Here is a 16121-nt window from a genome sequence, read left to right on the forward strand (position 1 = left end):
CCATGATCAGCACCGAACTCAAAACCACGATCCAGGGCGCCTACTCGCGTTTTCTCGAAGCCAAGAGCCTCAAGCCGCGCTACGGACAACGCCTGATGATCGCCGAAATTGCCAAGGTCCTCGGTGACATCGACACCGACGACGAAGGCCGGCGCAGTGGCGACCCCGCGATTGTCGCGGTGGAAGCCGGCACCGGTACCGGTAAAACCGTGGCCTACAGCCTCGCGGCCATCCCCACGGCCAAGGCGGCCGGCAAACGCCTGGTGATTGCCACGGCCACCGTGGCCCTGCAAGAGCAGATCGTCTACAAGGATCTGCCCGACCTGATGCGCAACAGCGGGCTGAATTTCAGCTTCGCCCTGGCCAAGGGGCGCGGGCGCTACATGTGCCTGTCCAAGCTCGACATGCTGCTCCAGGAAGGCCACGCGCAAACCGCCACCGCGCAGCTGTTCGAGGAAGAAGGCTTCAAGATCGAGGTCGACGAAGCCAGCCAGAAGCTGTTCACCAGCATGATCGAGAAGCTCGCCGGCAATAAATGGGACGGCGACCGCGACAGTTGGTCCACCGCCCTGGAAGACGCCGACTGGGCGCGCCTGACCACCGATCACAGCCAGTGCACCAACCGCCATTGCCCCAACTTCGGCCAGTGCGCCTTCTACAAGGCCCGCGAAGGCATGGGCAAGGTCGACGTCATCGTCACCAACCACGACATGGTGCTGGCTGACCTGGCCCTGGGCGGCGGTGCGGTGCTGCCCGATCCGCGCGATACCATCTACGTCTTCGACGAAGGTCATCACCTGCCGGACAAGGCCATCGGCCACTTCGCCCACTACACGCGCCTGCGTTCCACCGCCGACTGGCTGGAAACCACCGCCAAGAACCTGACCAAGCTCCTGGCCCAGCACCCGCTGCCCGGGGATCTGGGCAAGTTGCTCGAGCAGGTGCCGGAGCTGGCGCGGGAGATCAAGACCCAGCAACAGTTCATGTTCACCGCCTGCGAGCAGGTCGCCGATTTCAAACCCGGCGAAGACGTCGAAGGCCGCGAGCGGCCGCGCCACCGTTTCGTCGGCGGGGTGATTCCCGAGCACATGCGCGAAATGGGCATCGAGCTGAAGAAGGGCTTTGCCCGCCTGACCGACCTGTTCACCCGGCTGACGGAACTGCTCAAGGAAGGCATGGACGGCGAGGTCAACATCGGCATCGCCAGCAACCAGGCGGAAGAGTGGTATCCGCTGTTCGGCAGCCTGTTGTCCCGTTCTTCGGGCAACTGGGAGCTGTGGACCGCCTTCACCGTCGAGGACCCGGAAGACAACCCGCCCATGGCCCGTTGGCTGACCCTGGCTGAAAGCGGTTCGCTGTTCGACATCGAGGTCAACGCCAGCCCGATCCTCGCGGCCGAAATGCTCCGACGCAATCTGTGGAACGTGGCGTACGGGGCGTTGGTGACCTCGGCGACCTTGACCGCGCTCGGTACATTCGACCGCTTCCGCATGCGCGCCGGCCTGCCGAAAAAAGCCGTCACCGCCGTGGTCCCGAGCCCGTTCCACCACGCCGACGCTGGCGTGCTGCGGGTGCCGGACCTGAAGGCCGATCCGCGTGACGCACCGGCCCACACCGCGGCGATAATCCGTGACTTGCCGGCGCTGGTCGAAGGCTCGCGCGGCACCCTGGTGCTGTTCTCCTCGCGCAAACAGATGCAGGACGTGTTCGACGGCCTGGATCGCGACTGGCGCAAGCAAGTGTTCATTCAAGGCAACCTGTCGAAACAGGAAACCCTGAACAAGCACAAGGCGCGGGTCGATGGTGGGGATTCCAGCGTGCTGTTCGGCCTGGCGAGCTTCGCCGAAGGGGTCGACTTGCCCGGAGCGTATTGCGAACACGTGGTGATCGCCAAGATTCCGTTCTCGGTGCCCGATGACCCGGTCGAAGCGGCCCTGGCCGAATGGATCGAGGCCCGGGGCGGCAATCCGTTCATGGAAATCTCGGTGCCGGATGCCTCGCTGAAACTGGTCCAGGCCTGTGGTCGTTTGCTGCGTACCGAAGAAGACCGCGGCACCATCACCTTGCTCGATCGGCGCCTGGTGACCCAGCGCTATGGCAAGGCGATCCTCAACGCGTTGCCACCTTTCCGTCGCGAAATTTCCTGAAACATCGGTGGGCAATTTTGCCCACCGCGTTGTCTATCTCTCTACCATCGCTTTTCCATTGGCCTATTGAAGGTCGTTAGGGAGAATTTCGTTCTCATGATTCGCCGTTCGTTGCCTGCCGTTTTTGCCCTGATGTTTGCAGCCCCTGTACTGGCAGCCCCTGCCGGCCAACAGACGCTGTTCAACTTTGTGCGCCCCGCCGATGTGGTCCAGGTGGCGACTCAGGACGCCAGCCTGCCGCAATCCAACGCCGAGCAAACGGCCGAAGGCGAGGTATTGCGCCGGGTGACGTTCAACCCGGCGGCTCAGCCGACCTTGCGCCTGAGCCCGCAAACCGGTGCCTGGGACTGGTCGCAGTCGGGTTTCATGAGCCTGCGGATTCAAAGTGCGATGAATTGGGCCGTGACCCTGTACGTCAAAATCCAGAGCAACGACGGCAAGACCCTGGTCAGTCGCATCGATTTACCGGCCGGCCCGGCGCAAACCTTGCTGGTGCCACTGCAGCCGTTTACGCCGTTGAGCCTGGGCATGAAAGCCGGGCCGCCGATGCCGATGACCTTTGACGGTCAGCGCGTATTGCTGGCCAGCAGCGCGGGTGAGCTGGAGCGCAGCCAGGTGGTGTCGGTGACCTTGTCGATGGATCAGCCGAAAGTCGCCCAGAGCATCCTGCTCGAGCGGTTCGGCGTGCAGGAAGGCGAAGCGGTGACCAAAGCGGCTTATGGCGGCCTGGTGGACGCTTATGGGCAGTCCACCCGCGCCAAATGGCCAGAGAAGGTCGGCAACGACGAACAACTCAAAAGCGCGGCGGCCAAGGAGCAGCAACAGCTGAAAACCTGGCTGGCCGAGCGTCAGAAGGCGTCGTTGGACAGGTTCGGAGGCTTGGACAAAGGCCCGATCTTCAAGGCCAGTGGCTTTTTCCGCACCGAGAAACGTGACGGTCGCTGGTACCTGGTGACGCCAGACGGGCATCCGTTCTACTCGCTAGGGGTCAACAGCGTGACCCCGGACGTCAATCGAACCTACGTCGCCGGTCGCGAATGGATGTTCGAATCCCTGCCCAAACCCGATGAGCGCCTGGCCAGCCACTACGGCGAAGGCGACAACCGCGGTGGTAATGGTGCCGATCAGGGCCGTGGCTACAACGCCGGTCGCTGGTACGACTTCTATGGGGCCAACCTGCAGCGCCTGTATGGCGAACCTTGTGCCCTGGGCAGCGAAACCAAGGCCGGGGTTGCCGAAGCGGCCCAGGCCGATGCGGTCGAAGCGACGGTCGACAAGACCGTTGAGCAACCCGTTGTCCCTGAGGCTAACGATTCCAAGGCCGGTGTTGCCGAAGCGGCCAAGTCCGATGCCGTCGAATCAACGGTCGTAAAAACCGCTGAACAGGCAGTGGCTGAACCTTGCAAAGCCGTGGTCGATGAAAAACTGTGGGCCAGCCATGCGCTTGACCGCCTGCAAGCCTGGGGTTTCAACACCGTCGGTAACTGGAGTGCTCCGGTACTGGCCAACGCCGACCGCGTGCCGTACACCTTGCCGCTGTCGATCGTCGGCGATTACGCCAGTATCAGCACCGGAACCAACTGGTGGGGGGCCATGCCCGACCCATTCGATCCGCGGTTCGCCATGGCCACCGAACGCGCCGTGGCCATCGCGGCCCGCGACCATCGCGACGATCCGTGGCTGATCGGCTACTTCGCCGATAACGAACTGGCCTGGGCCGGTCCCGGCGACGACCCGAAAGCCCGTTACGCACTGGCCTATGGCACCTTGAAAATGACCACCGACGTGCCGGCCAAACGCGCGTTCCTCAAGCAACTGCGGGACAAGTACCGTAACCAGGCGGGCCTGTCCAAAGCCTGGGGCATTGACCTGCCAGCCTGGGAATTGATGGAAGACCCGGGCTTCGTGCCGCCACTGCCAAGTGCTGAACACCCGGAAATCGAAGCCGACTTCAAGTACTTCCAGAAGGTCTTCGCCGACACCTACTTCAAGACCATTTCCGATTCGCTGAAGTGGCATGCGCCGAATCAACTGTTGCTGGGCGGCCGCTTTGCCGTCAGCACGCCGGAAGCCGTGGCGTCCTGCGCACAGTATTGCGACGTGTTGAGTTTCAACATGTATACCCTGCAACCACAGGACGGCTATGACTTCGCCGCCCTGCGCAGTCTGGACAAGCCGGTACTGATCACCGAATTCAACTTCGGCTCCGCGGATCGCGGCCCGTTCTGGGGGGGCGTGACGCAACTGGCCAAAGAAGAAGACCGTGGGCCGGCCTATGCGAACTTCCTCAAGCAGGCGATGAAGGAACCGTCGATTGTCGGGGTGCATTGGTTCCAGTACCTCGATCAACCGGTGACCGGGCGTCTGCAGGACGGGGAGAACGGTCACTTTGGCCTGGTGGGCATCACCGACCTGCCGTTCCAGGGGTTCGTCGACAGTGTGCGCAAAAGCAACCTGGCGTTGGTCGAGCAACTGGGTAAGGAGACCGGGAAGGTCAAAGCCGAGGCGGAGAAAGCCAGCCACGATGCCGAGGGCGGCAAGCAGGGCGACGCAGGCATGGGACCGGGGTAGGGCGACCGACCACTTGGCCCGCCCCTGTTCCCAAAAGCCTCAATGGCTGGAACAATGCGGGCCACTTTGTAGTGCGTTTATCCAGGGGAGTTGCGGGTGCTGATTCAGGGTTATTACGATCTAAAGTTCGAAGCGGTGCGTGAAGCGTTCGCGGCGTTGTTCGACGACCCCCAGGAACGTGGTGGCGCGTTGTGCATCCAGGTCGGCGGCGAGACCGTGGTCGATCTCTGGGCGGGCAGTGCCGACAAGGATGGTGCCGAAGCCTGGCACAGCGACACCCTCGCCAACCTGTTCTCCTGCACCAAGACTTTTACCGCCGTGACCGCCCTGCAACTGGTGGCCGAAGGCAAACTGCAGCTGGATGTTCCGGTTGCCCGCTACTGGCCCGAGTTCGCCGCCGCCGGCAAAGCGTCCGTGACCTTGCGCCAGTTGCTCTGCCACCAGGCCGGTCTGCCCGCGCTACGCGAACAGCTGGCGCCTGAAGCGCTTTACGACTGGCATACCATGGTCGATGCCCTGGCCGCCGAAACGCCTTGGTGGACGCCGGGGGAAGGTCACGGTTACGCCGCGATCACGTATGGCTGGCTGGTCGGCGAGCTGCTGCGGCGTGCCGACGGTCGAGGACCGGGCGAATCGATCGTGGCGCGGGTTGCCAAGCCGTTGGGGCTGGATTTCCATGTCGGCCTGGCGGACGAAGAATTTCACCGCGTGGCGCACATCGCCCGTGGCAAGGGCAACGTCGGCGATGCCGCGGCCCAGCGTTTGCTGCAAGTGACGATGCGCGAACCGACGGCCATGAGCACGCGGGCGTTCACCAACCCGCCGTCAATCATGACCAGCACCAATAAACCGGAATGGCGCCGCATGCAGCAGCCAGCCGCCAATGGCCACGGTAATGCCCGCAGCCTGGCCGGGTTCTACGCCGGCCTGCTCGATGGCAGCCTGCTGGAAAGCGAAATGCTCGACGAGCTGACTCGCGAACACAGCCTCGGCGAAGACAAGACTTTACTGACCCGGACCCGTTTCGGCCTGGGTTGCATGCTTGATCAACCGGACGTCGCCAACGCGACCTACGGCCTTGGCCCTCGCGCCTTCGGCCATCCGGGTGCGGGCGGTTCCATCGGTTTTGCCGATCCGGAATACGATGTGGCCTTCGGTTTTGTGACAAATACCCTGGGGCCGTACGTCTTGATGGATCCGCGAGCGCAAAAGCTGGTGCGGGTACTGGCCACTTGTCTGTAAAACCTGCTCGAGGGTTCCAGGGCCGGAACCCAAAGGCCTTTATGTTTTCTAAACGTCTGTTTATCCGGATTTTTGATCCGACCTGATTTTTTTCATTACTTCATTTTGTGGAAATCCAATGTCATCCAATAAAACTTTCGCCTTGGCCCTGTGCTTCGCCATCACCGGTTGCGCACAAACCCCACAAAATGACTCGGATGGCAGCAGCTGGTGGTCGTTCGGTTCGTCCGACAAAGTCGCCGCCAAAGATCCGGCATCGGCACCGGCCCCTCTGAAGCCTGCCGCAACCGCGCCGGTGGCCAAGGCTGAAAGCGCCAGCCCCTGGTACTGGCCATTTGGCTCCGAAGAGGTGCTCGACAAGAAGCCGGAGGTGAAACCTGAGGCCAAACCTGTCGAAGTGGCCAAGGCGCAGGCCGATGCAGGGGGTAAATGGTGGTGGCCATTCGGTGGTAAGGAGCAAAGCACCGCCAAAGTCGTGCCGATGCCTGATCCGAAAGTCACCCAGGCCTGGCTCGACGACTACGAACCACGCCTGCGCGCGGCCATCAAAGACAGCAATCTGCAACTCGAGCGTCGTGAAAATGTGCTGGTGGTCACCGCGCCGGTAGAAGGTTCGTTCAACCCTGACCGTCCGGCGATGCTGCTGCCGGTCACCCTCGGTCCCTTCACCCGGGTTGCAAAAATCCTCGAAGTCGATCCAAAGACCGCCGTGTTGGTGCTCGGTCACAGCGATACCTCGGGCGCCGCACCGGCCAACGTGAAACTGAGCCATGAGCGGGCCCAATCCGTGGCCGCGATTTTCCGTCTCAGCGGCTTGCAGCGTGATCGCCTGATGCTGCGCGGCATGGGCGGCGAAGCCCCGCGTGCTGCCAACGACAGCAATGAAGGCCGTGCCCTGAACCGTCGTGTGGAACTGCTGGTGACCCCGCAGAACACCATGGTGGCGCTGCTGAGCAAGTACAATATGCCAGCGCCGGCGCCTGTACGCCTGGTCGCTGCGCAGGACGTCAAGCCAGTGGTCGCACCGGTTACCCCGGCACCCGCAGCGAAGAAAGCGGCAGTCCCTGCGGCGAAAAAGGCACCGGCCAAGAAAGCTGCCAAGGCGCCAGCCAAGAAAACACCGGCCAAGACTCCGGCGAAAAAGACCGCACCGGCCAAGGCCGCAGCCGCCGACAAGAAAGTCGCCGCTGCCGATGCTGCAAAAAAGTGATTAGTTAACCAAAAGGAATGCGCCATGACCAAGGGCCTGGCTGATATGCGTCGCGACTACACCCGGGACGGCCTGACCGAGGCGCAAGCCCCGGCCGAGCCGTTCGCGCTGTTCCATCAGTGGTTCGCCGACGCGGTGAAAACCGAACAGGCGCCGGTGGAAGCCAACGCCATGACCCTGGCCACCGTCGATCAGGACGGTCGGCCGCATTGCCGCATTCTGCTGCTCAAGGGGCTGGACGAGCAGGGCTTCACCTTTTTCACCAACTACGACAGCGCCAAGGGCCAGCACCTTGCAGCGAATCCGTTCGCCGCCATGACCTTTTTCTGGCCGGCCCTGGAGCGCCAGGTGCGCATCGAAGGGCGGGTGGTAAAGGTCACGCCCGAGGAGTCCGATGCCTACTACCAGGTCCGGCCGCTGGGCAGCCGGCTCGGTGCCTGGGCTTCACCGCAAAGTCGTGTGATTGCGGGTCGTGACGAACTGCAAGACTTGCTCAAGAACACCGAGCAACGCTTCAGCGACACTCAGCCGCACTGCCCCGAGCATTGGGGCGGTTATCGTCTGCTGCCTGAGCGCATCGAATTCTGGCAGGGCCGTCCGAGCCGTCTGCACGATCGCCTCAACTACCGTCTGGACACCAACTGGATTCTTGAACGTCTGGCACCCTGAGCAGTCTACCGACCGGGATAGCCTGCCGCAGCGGCTTCCAGCCACTGGGGCAGGTCCCGACGCTTGATCTTCTGCGCCTGAGCGCTGGCCAATTGCTGGAGCATGAAGGCTTTTTTATGCTCATCGCTACCCGCCAGGGCCAACGCCAGGTCGCGGTCCATCCAGCGTTTGATCCGCACGTACAGCCACCAGTGGAAGTACAGGCCGGCGACAGTGGTGACGACAATGATGAAGTAATCCATGACAATCCTTGAATCAGCGGGGCAGACCCCGAAATTTGCCGCTAGTGTGTGGTGAGTTCGCGACGGCGTCTGTACCGGAACTGAATGAAACCAATTTTATCCGGGCGATGCCGTGACAGGCGTCAAGCTGCGGAGTTTAATGATTACCTGTCTTTTTGGAGTTGATGCTATGCGTAAGTCTGTTCTGTTGGTTGCTTCTTTTTCGACCATGGCGATGTTGCTCACTGGCTGCCAATCGAACCTGACCGGTGACTCTTACTCCCGTGACGAAGCGCGTCGTGTGCAGACGATTCGCATGGGCACCATTGAAGCATTGCGTCCGGTAAAAATCGAAGGCACCAAGACCCCGATCGGCGGCGCCGCGGGCGCAGTCGTGGGCGGTGTCGGCGGTAGCGCCATCGGCGGCGGTCGCGGCAGCATCGTCGCCGCCGTCATCGGCGCAGTGGCGGGCGGTCTGCTCGGTTCCGCGACCGAAGAAGGCCTGACCCGTACCCAGGGCGTGGAAATCACCGTTCGTGAAGACGACGGCAGCATGCGCGCCTACGTGCAACAGGTTCAGGAAAACGAAGTGTTCCGTGTCGGCGAACGTGTGCGGATTGCCACGGTGGATGGTACGAGCCGCGTTTCGCACTAAGCGAAACAACGCAAAAGAAAACCCCGATCAGGTGAACTGGTCGGGGTTTTTTGTTTTGGACAGTTGTACGCTAAGCCGTTTGCAGCGCGCTCTTGCGACTAGCCATCGCCGTCACTGCATACCCGATCACCGCCGCCAGTATCGACCCCGTCAAAATCCCCATCCGATCCATCCCGGCGTATTCGCTGGCACCCGGCACAAACGCCAGGGAGCCGACAAACAAACTCATGGTGAAGCCAATGCCGCAGAGGATCGCCACGCCCAGTACCTGACCCCAGTTGGCGCCTTGGGGCAGGGTGGCGATGCCGATTTTCACCGCCAGCCAGGTCAGGCCGAACACGCCCAGCATCTTGCCCAGCAGCAGGCCGACCGCGATGCCCATCGGCACATCGTGGGTGAAGTTTTCGATGGTGACCCCGCTCAGGGACAGGCCCGCGTTGGCGAAGGCGAACAGCGGCAGGATGCCGTAGGCCACCCAGGGATGCAGGGCGTGTTCCAGGGTCAGCAGCGGCGAAGGCTCGGCATTTTTGGTGCGCAGCGGAATGCAAAAGGCCAGGGTCACGCCGGCCAGTGTCGCGTGGACACCGCTTTTGAGAACGCAGACCCACAGGATCAGACCGATGATCATGTACGGCCCGAGCTTGACCACCCCGAGCCGGTTCATCGCGATCAGCGCCACGATGCAGGCTGCCGCCAGCGCCAGTGACAGCGTAGACAGCGCACCTGAATAGAAAATCGCGATGACGATGATGGCGCCGAGGTCGTCAATGATCGCCAGGGTCATCAGGAACAGTTTCAGCGACACCGGCACCCGCTTGCCCAGCAGGGCGAGCACGCCGAGGGCGAAGGCGATATCAGTGGCCATCGGAATGGCCCAGCCACTGAGGGCTGGCGGGTTATCCCGGTTGAGAAACCAGTAGATCAGCGCCGGCACCACCATGCCGCCAATGGCGGCCGCGCCGGGCAGGACGATCTGCGAAGGTTTCGACAACTGGCCGTCAAGCACTTCACGCTTCACTTCCAGGCCGATCAGCAGGAAGAACAAGGCCATCAGACCGTCGTTGATCCAGAGCAGCAAGGGCTTGGCGATTTTCAGCGCGCCGATCTGGGCGACCACGGGGGTGTCCAGCAGGCCGTTATAGAGCCATGACAGCGGGGAGTTATTGATGATCAAAGCCAGGGCTGCAGCGGCGATCAGTAACAGACCGCTGGCAGCTTCCAACTGAAAGAAACGCGTGAAAGTGCTACGCAGAGGCAAGGTCGCTCTCCATCGATGGATTCAAAAGGTGGCACACCCTAACCCGTACCGTTAGTTGTTAAAACAAAAGTTATATTCTTTTTTGTTATATAGCGTTGCAAGGTTTATGGCCAACACGGAACTGAGCCTAGCAGTTGCTGGCTGTATTGAACCTCAGCTGTATCTGTGCGTGATGTAGGATTCTTCCTAAGCTTGTCAATTGAGCCTTGCCAGAGGCCTACTCGACGAGAAAACCACCATGAGCGACAACCGACAGTGGGCCCGCGAAGCCATCCGGATTATCGAAGCCGATTTCCAGCGCAGTGCCGACACCCACCTGATCCCGTTGCCGCTGCCGGGTTTGCCCGGCATCGAGTTGTATTTCAAGGACGAATCCAGCCATCCCACCGGTAGCCTGAAACACCGGTTGGCGCGCTCGTTGTTCCTCTATGCACTGTGTAATGGCTGGCTCAAGCCCGGTGCACCGGTGATCGAGGCGTCCAGCGGCTCGACGGCGATTTCCGAAGCGTATTTCGCCCGTTTGCTGGGATTGCCGTTCATTGCGGTGATGCCCGCAAGCACCTCCATAGAGAAGATCGAGCAGATCGCGTTCTACGGCGGCAAGAGTCACCTGGTCGACGATCCGACGCGGATTTATGCCGAATCCGAACGCCTGGCGCGCGAGCACGACGGGCATTTCATCGATCAGTTCACCTACGCCGAGCGCGCCACTGACTGGCGGGCGAACAACAACATCGCCGAATCGATCTTCCAGCAGATGCGATTCGAACATCACCCCGAACCGAGCTGGCTGATTTCCAGTCCCGGTACGGGCGGCACCACGGCGACCCTCGGCCGTTACGTGCGTTATCGTCAGCATTGCACCCGCGTACTCTGCGCCGATGCCGAACGTTCGGTGTTTTTCGATTACTACCTGACGGGGGACGCCAGCCTGCGCCTGGATCACGGTTCGCGGATCGAAGGCATCGGTCGGCCCCGGGTGGAAGCGTCGTTTTTGCCCAAGGTGATCGATGCGATGGTCAAGGTGCCGGACGCCCTGTCACTGGCGGCGATGCATTACCTGGCGCAACGTTTGGGACGGCGTGTGGGCGGATCGAGCGGGACCAACCTGATCGGCGCCCTGATGGCGGCCCGGCAGATGGCAGAGGCGGGGGAGTCGGGGTCTATCGTGGCGATTCTGTGTGATGGTGGCGAGCGTTATGCGACCACCTATTACGATCAGGATTGGCTCAAGGCCCAGGGGTATGAGTTGAGTGGTTTGATGGCCGCGGTGGCGGCGAGCGTCGAGCGCGGCGAGCCGCTGCCGGACACCATACTCCGCGCCAATATCTAAGCTCGACACAACCCCTGTAGGAGCGAGGCTTGCCCGCGAAGAACGATAATGCGGTCTTCCAGATAGACCCCGTCATCGTTCTTCGCGGGCAAGCCTCGCTCCTACAAGGAAATGTGTCGAACGCGGCTTTTTGTTCAGGCCTCGAGGCCGAGGATATCCCGCGCTACCGCTTCGGCAATGCGAATCCCATCGACACCCGCTGACAGAATCCCGCCCGCATAACCCGCGCCTTCACCCGCCGGAAACAGGCCCTTCACGTTCAGGCTCTGCATCGACTCGTTCCGGGTAATCCGCAGCGGCGATGAAGTTCGCGTTTCGATCCCGGTCAACACCGCGTCGTGCAGCGAGTAGCCACGGATCTGCTTCTCGAACGCCGGCAAGGCTTCGCGAATGGCTTCGATGGCAAATGCCGGCAAGGCCAGCGCCAAGTCGCCCAAGGCCACCCCTGGCTTGTAGGACGGTTCGACACTGCCCAACTCGGTGGACGGTTTGCCCGCGATAAAGTCGCCAACCAGTTGCGCCGGCGCTTCGTAATTACTGCCGCCCAGCACAAAGGCGTGGGATTCCAGGCGCTCCTGAAGTTCGATCCCGGCCAGCGGGCCGCCTGGATAATCGACTTCCGGGGTGATGCCGACAACGATCCCGGAGTTGGCGTTGCGCTCGTTCCGCGAGTACTGGCTCATGCCGTTGGTGACCACGCGGTTCGGCTCTGAGGTCGCTGCGACGACCGTGCCGCCCGGGCACATGCAGAAGCTGTAGACCGAGCGCCCATTGCTGGCGTGGTGCACCAGTTTGTAGTCGGCGGCACCGAGTTTCGGGTGGCCGGCGTACTTGCCCAGGCGTGCGCGGTCGATCAGCGATTGAGGGTGTTCAATGCGGAAACCCACCGAGAACGGCTTGGCTTCCATGAACACACCACGGGCATGAAGCATGCGGAACGTGTCCCGGGCGCTGTGGCCGAGCGCCAGAATCACATGTTTCGAATGGATCTGCTCGCCGCCGTTGAGTTCGACGCCGACCAGTTGGCCATCCTCGATCAAGACCTCAGTGACACGCTGCTGGAAGCGCACTTCGCCGCCGAGGGCACGAATTTGCTCACGCATGTTTTCCACGACACCGGTCAGACGGAACGTACCGATATGCGGTTTGCTGACATAGAGGATTTCTTCCGGTGCGCCGGCCTTGACGAACTCGTGCAGCACCTTGCGCCCGATGAACTTCGGATCCTTGATCTGGCTGTAGAGCTTGCCATCGGAGAACGTTCCCGCGCCGCCCTCGCCGAACTGCACGTTGGACTCGGGGTTGAGCACGCTCTTGCGCCACAGGCCCCAGGTGTCCTTGGTGCGTTGGCGCACTTCGGTGCCGCGCTCGAGGATGATCGGCTTGAAGCCCATCTGCGCCAGCAGCAGCCCGGCGAAAATCCCGCACGGACCGAAACCTACGACAATCGGACGTTGCTGCAGATCGGCCGGCGCCTGGCCAACCGGCTTGTAGCTGACATCCGGCGCCACGTTGACGTTGCGGTCATCGGCGAACGTGTGCAGCACCGCCGCTTCGTCGCGAACGTTGAGGTCGATGGTGTAGATGAAGCACAGCTCGGAGGACTTTTTGCGCGCGTCGTAGCTGCGCTTGAACAAGGTGTAATCGAGCAGGTCATCACTGGCAATCCCCAGGCGCTGCACGATGGCAGGGCGCAGGTCTTCTTCGGGATGGTCGATCGGCAGCTTGAGTTCGGTGATTCGTAACATGACGGGATCCGGTTCGCGGGGCGCACAACTGCGCCAAGGCGTTTGAAACCGGCGATTATAAGCCCCAAAGGTGCATTCCCGTGAGGCTTAAACGATCAGTCGTCCCGGGATCCGCCGAAATACCCGCAGCCGCGCTCAACCTTGCCATCGATGCGCAGTTCGGCGCTCATGTGCTGGACACTGCCGGTCTTGCTATCGACACAACGTTGCGGCGCGACCCACAGTTCGATGTGCTGTTTATTGGCTTCGGTGCTGAGGTTGAAGCGGCCATCGCCCAGTTGTTCTTCAACGTACGGCACCGCCAATGGCGGCTGACCGGCGCGTTCGATGACCATGCCTTTGGCGCTGACTTTCACGTTCCACTCGGGGCCGTGGCCGGCAGCGCGCAGGATCAACTTTTTGAAGTCGGGTTCGTCACAGGCGGTGCCCGAGCGCTCGACGCGGTACAGCTGCTGCAGATCGAGTCGGTTATCGGCGCCATCGGCAACGATACGGCCACGCACGTCGGCAAACAACTTGCCCCGGGCATTGGCCAGCGTGGCGGCCTCTTGCAGGACGCTGGTGCCGCCTGTGTCGTTGATCACGAAACTACGTTGCTCATTGCACGGCTGGAACAACAGCTTGCCGTCGGCCGCCGTCAGTTGGCCCTGCATGCGGGTTTGCCCCGACTGGGAGGCGCTTTCATCGGGGCCATCAAGCAGCTGACAGGCTGCGAACAGCGGGAGCATGGCGACAAGCAGCAAGGAACGGGCAACACGCATTTTCGGGTCTCCTGACAAGTGCCGTCACGTTACTCAGCCTGACCGTTCATCACAACCCATGAATTGGCCTTGTCGAGGATTCGATGTCGGTGCAGGTAACATCCAGCCGTATTTTTGGCTTTAGAGCACGAGGTGTTTGGGCTTAACCTTCAGCCTTTACTGTCGGGAGAAGCGTATGCGGGGATCAAGAAGGCTGCTACTCGGGGCATTCGCAATGACTGCAGCACTGCCGTGTCTGGCGGCAGACATCGCGTTTTCATCGGTCACCGATTTCACGCAGATGAGCCTGCAACTCAGGACGGCAGACAATGCAAACCCACAGTCCATCGGGCTTCAGGTCACGCTGGCGCCAGAGGCGCGACGCCGCTTGGCGCAGGTGACGCGGCAGGCCATGCATCAACCCTTGCGGCTGGTCATCAATGGCGTGCTGGTGTCGACCGCGACGATACAAGCGGTGGTGGAAGGCCCGGGGCTGATGATATCCGTGCCGCGGGACATTGCCCGCGATCTGGTCCCCACGCTGCTGGAACCTTCGACACCCTAGCGCGACGCTGAGCCAGCGCCGCACATTGGTTTTATTCAGCCAACGTGAAACGTCTGGCCCGTCTGCAGGCCTTCCACGCTTTTGGCATAGGCCAGTGCCACATCGGCGGCCGGAACCGGCTTATAGCCGCGAAAGTACGGTGCGTACTTGCCCATCGCTTCGACCAATACGTTAGGGCTCACCGAGTTGACGCGCAGACCGCGAGGCAGTTCGATCGCTGCGGCGCGGACGAAGCTGTCGATAGCGCCATTGACCAGGGCTGCCGAGGCTCCGCTGCGAATCGGGTCATGGCTGAGCACGCCGGTGGTAAAGGTGAACGACGCGCCGTCGTTGGCGAATTCACGGCCAATCAGCAGCAGGTTGACCTGCCCCATCAGTTTATCCTTCAGGCCCAGGGCAAAACTGTCTTCGGTCATTTCGCCCAAGGGGGCGAAGGTCACGTTACCGGCGGCGCACACCAGGGCATCGAATTTGCCGGTTTGCTCGAACAGTTGGCGAATCGAGACACTGTCGCTGATATCGACCTGCAGATCACCGCTGTTACGGCCGATGCGGATGATGTCGTGCCGTTCGGACAGTTCCTTGTCGACGGCTGAACCGATGGTGCCGCCGGCGCCGATCAAGAGAATTTTCATGTGCTGATCCTCGAATGAGTTGAACGAGGCCACAGTCTAGAGTGGTTTTTTCCCTTGATAATCGCGCTAATAGGCAACCTTTGGTTTTCAAATGGAAACAATCCATGAGCGAAATGGATGATCTGGCGGCGTTCGCGGTGTTGATCGAAGCGGGGAGTTTCACCCAGGCGGCCCAGCAACTGGGTTGCAGCAAGGGGCAGCTGTCCAAGCGCATCAGCCTGTTGGAATCGCGGTTTTCCGTGGTTCTGCTGCAACGTACGACGCGCCGCCTCAGTCTGACCGCGGCGGGCGCGGCATTGCTGCCACAAGCCCAGGCGCTCGTAGTGCAGGTGGAGAGGGCGCATCAGGCGTTGGCGCGATTGAAGGACGATATGGCCGGCCCGGTGCGTATGACGGTTCCGGTATCGCTGGGGGAAACCTTCTTCGATGGCTTGTTGCTGGAATTTTCTCACACCTACCCCGACGTGCAGATCGAGCTCGACCTCAGCAATGACTATCGCGATCTGTCCCGCGAAGGTTTCGATCTCGCGGTTCGCTCCGAGGTGGGCAATGACGAACGCCTGGTCGCCCGCCCCCTGCTGGCCTGGCACGAAATGACCTGCGCAAGCCCGGCCTATCTCGAACAGTACGGCGAACCGTCGACGCCTCAAGCGCTCGCTGCACACCGCTGTCTGCTCAACAGTCATTACAGCGGCCGCGAAGAGTGGCTTTACCACCAGCAACACGAGTTGTTGCGGGTTCGCGTGTCCGGACCCTTCGCCAGCAACCATTACAGTCTGCTGAAGAAAGCGGCTCTGGCCGGCGCCGGCATTGCACGGTTGCCTTCCTATCTGCTGCATGTGGAATTGGCCGACGGACGATTGCGCTGGCTCCTGCGCGACTATCAGACCCGCAGAATGCCGATGTATCTGGTACATCCCTATCAGGGCGGTTTGCCCAGACGCACCCAGGTGCTGGCGGATTACTTGATTGATTGGTTCAAGCGCAGTGGCGAGGCGTTGGACAGGCTCTGATGGATCACACAACCCCTGTAGGAGCTGGCTTGCCAGCGAAGGCGTCATAACAGGCAATGAAGATGTTGACTGGTCTACCGCTTTCGCTGGCAAGCCAGCTCCTACAGGGGATTT

The 16121-nt window shown here is 61.5% G+C and carries 14 protein-coding genes; 9 read left to right on the forward strand and 5 right to left on the reverse strand.

Annotated features, from left to right (window positions below):
• Positions 1-2 precede the first annotated feature (2 nt).
• From dinG to pdxH, 5 genes are all read left to right on the forward strand, one after another.
• The gene (dinG, locus tag PMA3_RS05240; protein WP_064676172.1) at positions 3-2147 is read left to right on the forward strand and encodes an ATP-dependent DNA helicase DinG; all 2145 of its coding nucleotides are present in this window, start codon (positions 3-5) and stop codon (positions 2145-2147) included.
• 96 nt (positions 2148-2243) lie between these two features.
• Positions 2244-4718 carry a beta-galactosidase gene (locus tag PMA3_RS05245; RefSeq protein WP_064676173.1) on the forward strand — a complete coding sequence of 825 codons (2475 nt, stop codon included), beginning with the start codon at positions 2244-2246 and terminating at the stop codon, positions 4716-4718.
• Positions 4719-4814: 96 nt separating this feature from the next.
• The gene (locus tag PMA3_RS05250) at positions 4815-5960 is read left to right on the forward strand and encodes a serine hydrolase domain-containing protein (protein WP_064676174.1); all 1146 of its coding nucleotides are present in this window, start codon (positions 4815-4817) and stop codon (positions 5958-5960) included.
• A gap of 118 nt (positions 5961-6078) precedes the next feature.
• A complete protein-coding gene (locus PMA3_RS05255) occupies positions 6079-7170 on the forward strand; it encodes an OmpA family protein (protein ID WP_064676175.1) in 1092 nt (363 codons plus the stop codon).
• Positions 7171-7194: 24 nt separating this feature from the next.
• Positions 7195-7839 (forward strand): pyridoxamine 5'-phosphate oxidase, encoded by a 645-nt coding sequence (pdxH, locus tag PMA3_RS05260; protein ID WP_064676176.1) that lies wholly within the window; start codon positions 7195-7197, stop codon positions 7837-7839.
• Between the two features lie 5 nt (positions 7840-7844).
• On the opposite strand, the gene PMA3_RS05265 is transcribed toward pdxH, so the two are convergent.
• Entirely contained in the window at positions 7845-8081 is a 237-nt protein-coding gene (locus tag PMA3_RS05265; protein ID WP_064676177.1) for a hypothetical protein, read from the reverse strand.
• Between the two features lie 169 nt (positions 8082-8250).
• On the opposite strand from PMA3_RS05265, the gene PMA3_RS05270 reads away from it, so the two are divergent.
• Complete coding sequence (locus PMA3_RS05270; protein WP_064676178.1) at positions 8251-8715, forward strand: outer membrane lipoprotein; 465 nt, start codon at positions 8251-8253, stop codon at positions 8713-8715.
• A gap of 70 nt (positions 8716-8785) precedes the next feature.
• Here PMA3_RS05270 and nhaA read toward each other — a convergent pair whose 3' ends face one another.
• Positions 8786-9973 (reverse strand): Na+/H+ antiporter NhaA, encoded by a 1188-nt coding sequence (gene nhaA / locus PMA3_RS05275; protein ID WP_064676179.1) that lies wholly within the window; start codon positions 9971-9973, stop codon positions 8786-8788.
• Between the two features lie 238 nt (positions 9974-10211).
• Between nhaA and PMA3_RS05280 the strand changes: the two genes are divergently transcribed.
• Complete coding sequence (locus tag PMA3_RS05280) at positions 10212-11306, forward strand: PLP-dependent cysteine synthase family protein (RefSeq protein ID WP_064676180.1); 1095 nt, start codon at positions 10212-10214, stop codon at positions 11304-11306.
• A gap of 134 nt (positions 11307-11440) precedes the next feature.
• Here the strand turns inward: PMA3_RS05280 and PMA3_RS05285 are convergent, their stop codons facing one another.
• Both PMA3_RS05285 and PMA3_RS05290 read right to left on the reverse strand, forming a co-directional pair.
• Positions 11441-13054: an NAD(P)/FAD-dependent oxidoreductase gene (locus PMA3_RS05285; RefSeq protein ID WP_064676181.1), complete on the reverse strand. Its 1614-nt coding sequence runs from the start codon at positions 13052-13054 to the stop codon at positions 11441-11443.
• A gap of 95 nt (positions 13055-13149) precedes the next feature.
• Positions 13150-13815: a COG3650 family protein gene (locus PMA3_RS05290; RefSeq protein ID WP_064676182.1), complete on the reverse strand. Its 666-nt coding sequence runs from the start codon at positions 13813-13815 to the stop codon at positions 13150-13152.
• A 214-nt stretch (positions 13816-14029) separates the two neighbouring features.
• On the opposite strand from PMA3_RS05290, the gene PMA3_RS05295 reads away from it, so the two are divergent.
• A complete protein-coding gene (locus PMA3_RS05295) occupies positions 14030-14359 on the forward strand; it encodes a hypothetical protein (protein WP_237140689.1) in 330 nt (109 codons plus the stop codon).
• 35 nt (positions 14360-14394) lie between these two features.
• Here the strand turns inward: PMA3_RS05295 and PMA3_RS05300 are convergent, their stop codons facing one another.
• Positions 14395-14994, reverse strand: a complete 600-nt coding sequence (locus PMA3_RS05300) for a short chain dehydrogenase (protein ID WP_064676184.1) — start codon at positions 14992-14994, stop codon at positions 14395-14397.
• Positions 14995-15098: 104 nt separating this feature from the next.
• Between PMA3_RS05300 and PMA3_RS05305 the strand changes: the two genes are divergently transcribed.
• Positions 15099-16007 carry a LysR family transcriptional regulator gene (locus PMA3_RS05305; protein WP_064676185.1) on the forward strand — a complete coding sequence of 303 codons (909 nt, stop codon included), beginning with the start codon at positions 15099-15101 and terminating at the stop codon, positions 16005-16007.
• The last annotated feature ends 114 nt before the right edge of the window (positions 16008-16121 follow it).

Origin of the sequence: Pseudomonas silesiensis, from assembly GCF_001661075.1 — a bacterium.
Taxonomy (GTDB): Bacteria; Pseudomonadota; Gammaproteobacteria; order Pseudomonadales; family Pseudomonadaceae; genus Aquipseudomonas; species Aquipseudomonas silesiensis.

What these genes read in the sequence shown, in the direction of transcription:
- dinG (WP_064676172.1), top strand. Translation starts at nt 3, where the DNA reads ATGATCAGCACCGAACTCAAAACCACGATCCAGGGCGCCTACTCGCGT.
- PMA3_RS05245 (WP_064676173.1), top strand. Translation starts at nt 2,244, where the DNA reads ATGATTCGCCGTTCGTTGCCTGCCGTTTTTGCCCTGATGTTTGCAGCC.
- PMA3_RS05255 (WP_064676175.1), top strand. Translation starts at nt 6,079, where the DNA reads ATGTCATCCAATAAAACTTTCGCCTTGGCCCTGTGCTTCGCCATCACC.
- pdxH (WP_064676176.1), top strand. Translation starts at nt 7,195, where the DNA reads ATGACCAAGGGCCTGGCTGATATGCGTCGCGACTACACCCGGGACGGC.
- PMA3_RS05265 (WP_064676177.1), bottom strand. Translation starts at nt 8,081, where the DNA reads ATGGATTACTTCATCATTGTCGTCACCACTGTCGCCGGCCTGTACTTC.
- PMA3_RS05270 (WP_064676178.1), top strand. Translation starts at nt 8,251, where the DNA reads ATGCGTAAGTCTGTTCTGTTGGTTGCTTCTTTTTCGACCATGGCGATG.
- PMA3_RS05280 (WP_064676180.1), top strand. Translation starts at nt 10,212, where the DNA reads ATGAGCGACAACCGACAGTGGGCCCGCGAAGCCATCCGGATTATCGAA.
- PMA3_RS05285 (WP_064676181.1), bottom strand. Translation starts at nt 13,054, where the DNA reads ATGTTACGAATCACCGAACTCAAGCTGCCGATCGACCATCCCGAAGAA.
- PMA3_RS05290 (WP_064676182.1), bottom strand. Translation starts at nt 13,815, where the DNA reads ATGCGTGTTGCCCGTTCCTTGCTGCTTGTCGCCATGCTCCCGCTGTTC.
- PMA3_RS05295 (WP_237140689.1), top strand. Translation starts at nt 14,030, where the DNA reads ATGACTGCAGCACTGCCGTGTCTGGCGGCAGACATCGCGTTTTCATCG.
- PMA3_RS05300 (WP_064676184.1), bottom strand. Translation starts at nt 14,994, where the DNA reads ATGAAAATTCTCTTGATCGGCGCCGGCGGCACCATCGGTTCAGCCGTC.
- PMA3_RS05305 (WP_064676185.1), top strand. Translation starts at nt 15,099, where the DNA reads ATGAGCGAAATGGATGATCTGGCGGCGTTCGCGGTGTTGATCGAAGCG.